The organism is Burkholderia sp. (assembly GCF_018375725.1).
GTDB lineage: Bacteria > Pseudomonadota > Gammaproteobacteria > Burkholderiales > Burkholderiaceae > Burkholderia.
Genome location: NZ_JAHACR010000434.1, coordinates 1 through 2,609 on the forward strand (window position 1 = coordinate 1; position 2,609 = coordinate 2,609).

Annotated in this window: 3 protein-coding genes and 1 pseudogene; 3 read left to right on the top strand and 1 reads right to left on the bottom strand. The window is 56.3% G+C overall.

What is annotated here, in order from left to right; translation table 11 throughout:
* Positions 1 to 518 precede the first annotated feature (518 nt).
* The gene (locus KH616_RS23970; RefSeq protein ID WP_155623637.1) at positions 519 to 1,181 is read right to left on the bottom strand and encodes a hypothetical protein; all 663 of its coding nucleotides are present in this window, start codon (positions 1,179 to 1,181) and stop codon (positions 519 to 521) included.
* Positions 1,182 to 1,277: 96 nt separating this feature from the next.
* Between KH616_RS23970 and KH616_RS23975 the strand changes: the two genes are divergently transcribed.
* From KH616_RS23975 to KH616_RS23985, 3 genes and pseudogenes are all read left to right on the top strand, one after another.
* Positions 1,278 to 1,589 (top strand): AlpA family transcriptional regulator, encoded by a 312-nt coding sequence (locus tag KH616_RS23975; RefSeq protein WP_155623636.1) that lies wholly within the window; start codon positions 1,278 to 1,280, stop codon positions 1,587 to 1,589.
* Complete coding sequence (locus KH616_RS23980) at positions 1,589 to 1,888, top strand: hypothetical protein (protein WP_292253606.1); 300 nt, start codon at positions 1,589 to 1,591, stop codon at positions 1,886 to 1,888. The genes KH616_RS23975 and KH616_RS23980 overlap by 1 nt, the downstream gene beginning before the upstream one ends.
* 51 nt (positions 1,889 to 1,939) lie before the next feature.
* Positions 1,940 to 2,609: pseudogene (locus tag KH616_RS23985) on the top strand (transposase); the annotation flags it as partial.

The following is a 2,609-nucleotide window of genomic DNA, read 5'->3' on the forward strand; positions in this document are numbered from 1 at the left end:
ATAGCGCGCTGAAATACCGCTCGCCTCGCGAGTTCCGGCGCTCGATGGATTCAGCAACCTTAGTGTGATGCCGTGTCCGGTATTACAGGGGCAACTCCAGTCTGAGCATCACCATCGGCCCGAAGCAATGTCGACAGTCGGGAGGCTATGAATTAACTAGGATTTTCAATGATCACGATTCCAACGCCTATACGCATGCTTTCGTTCATGTGACTTGCCGCGCTTCGGGTCGAGTAATCGTTACATTGGTACCGCGCGATGGGGCTGCCATGACCGTATATGATGGACTCGCAAAGGAATGGGTGCAGCTTCCGTTTCCCGGTGTTAAAGGCAGCTATTCCTACGGTGATGTAGTGGTCACGACATTAAATCGCGACCCGCCTGCCGGGCCTTGGATTCCTGCTAACAAGTGTCAGCTAACTAACAGTTGTGCAGCGGAACTTGCTGCTGACCTTGGCGCAAGTTCGCTCCCCTCAGAAAAAAATAACTAGGCTCTGCTATATCGATAGGACGCGGAGTCATGAGCGCAGTCGCAGACGTGCACGTTCTTGTTTCGCAGCCTGAAACACGCTGCGGATGACTACGCATGCAGGGGTTCCCGCTGGAAATCCATAATCGGGGCGAGATAACCAAGGAATACCTCGGTCCCACAGAACCCCCCATTGCCAACTGTATAGGGCGAGCATCTCCGGCCAATCCTCGGGGCTGGCCTTGCGGTTTACCAGTGAGCAGATCGATTCGAGGCTATCGGACCATTCGGCATATTTGAGCCTGCGGTATGTCGGCCAATCGCCCTCGTAGCCGAGTTGAAGGTCCGTCGAATTGCTCTCGCCCAAATCGAGCTCATCTGCCGGCGTGCCAACCACGAGGTCTAGTCGATGAGAGCCTGGGCCGCCGAGCAGGGAATTGTTCTCGACCACAACTACATGGGCAGGCCTTTTCAAAAACCTCGCCACCCTGACTTCCAGCTGCTGGACCGAACCAGCTTGTGGCGCACGCGTCTTCGCGACGATCGGATATTGTGAATAGCGAAACGCCTGCCCATCGGGAAGCCCGAGAGCTTGATCGAGTTTTGGATAGCTCAGACCGGAAACGTCACGGGCCTCTTCAATCAACATTGCCGCGAATCGCGACAGAGCAAGTCGGAGCTTTCTTCCTTTGTTTGGTCCGATGTTCGCCATAACATCGACCTCCTCACGAAAAACTGGCCCATGCGGCCCGCTGCTTGAAATTCTACGATTGCCATTAGCTAAACCACAAGTAACTGGTGATCACGAATGGCGAAAGCAGACATGAATTTTCGGCAGGCATTTGCCAGGATGGCGCCTCAAGCCATTATCAATCGCGAGGAACTGGCGTCATTGCTCGCGACGACAGCGGGCGCGGTAACGCAGATGGCTTACCGAGGTGAGCTGCCGCCCACTGCTTTTCCCGGAAAGCGGCGCGCATGTTGGTTTGTGTCGGATATACGGGCGTGGCTCGACGATGTGGCCGCGAAGGCGCATGTGTCGAGCACGCAATCGAACGACACCGAAGCAAAACGTCGCGTCGGCCGGCCGCGCCTCCCGTTGTCAGGAGAGATCTACTGATGGCCAAGTACCGCCCGATTTCGCCGGCGCAGGCTTGGCGATCATCAATATCGTGCGATCTGACAATCAGCGAGAGGTTTGGTGAGTACTACGCACTTACTAGCCCATTCACCAACACGATTGGCTGCTATCCGATCGTGCCGCGCATTGCCGCAGCCGAAATGGGGTTGTCCGTTGACGAGTTTACGAACGTCCTCGCCCGTCTCGGCGACCGCAGGATCGTCGTATTCCAAGATGGCTGGCTTTTGGTGAGAACTTGGTTCCTTCATAACCAATGGGAGGCGACTGTAGTGGCCTAATGAACCCGGACACTGATTTAGGCGAGAATGCTCGCCATGGAGAGGTGTCTGATGCCGAAGCAACGTCGTTCGTTTTCCCCCGAGTTCAAACAGCAAGCAGCCAGCCTGGTGCTTGACCAGGGTTATAACTTTTCAGAGGCGAGCCGTTCGGTCGGCATCGGTGAGTCGGTGCTGCGGCGGTGGGTTTTGCAGCTTCAGATGGAGCGCCAGGGCGTCACGCCCACGCCGGATCAGCAACGTATTCAGGAACTCGAGGCGCGCATCGAACGCCTCGAGCGTGAGAAGGCCATTTTAAAAAAGGCTACCGCGCTCTTGATGTCGGAAGGCATCGAACGGACGAAGTAATTGATCGAATCTGCGGGAGCGAATCGGTCGAGTTGATCTGCTCGGTATTCAACGTTTCACGGTCCTGTCTGTATGCGCATCGGGAGCGGGCCACGCGTATCGATGCCGAGCGTATGGCATTGCGCAGCCGAGTTCACGAGCTGTTCGTCGAAAGCCGAAGCTCAGCCGGCAGCCGCAGCATCATGGGTATGATGCGTGAGGAGGGCACGACGATTGGCCGCTTCAAGGTCAGTCGCTTGATGGAAGAGCTGGGGTTGATTTGCAAGCAACCCGGCAGCCATGCGTACAAGCAGGCGACGGTTGAGCGGATCGACATTCCGAACCATCTCAACCGTCAGTTTGAGGTTGATGCGCCGAATCAGGTCTGGTGCGGCGA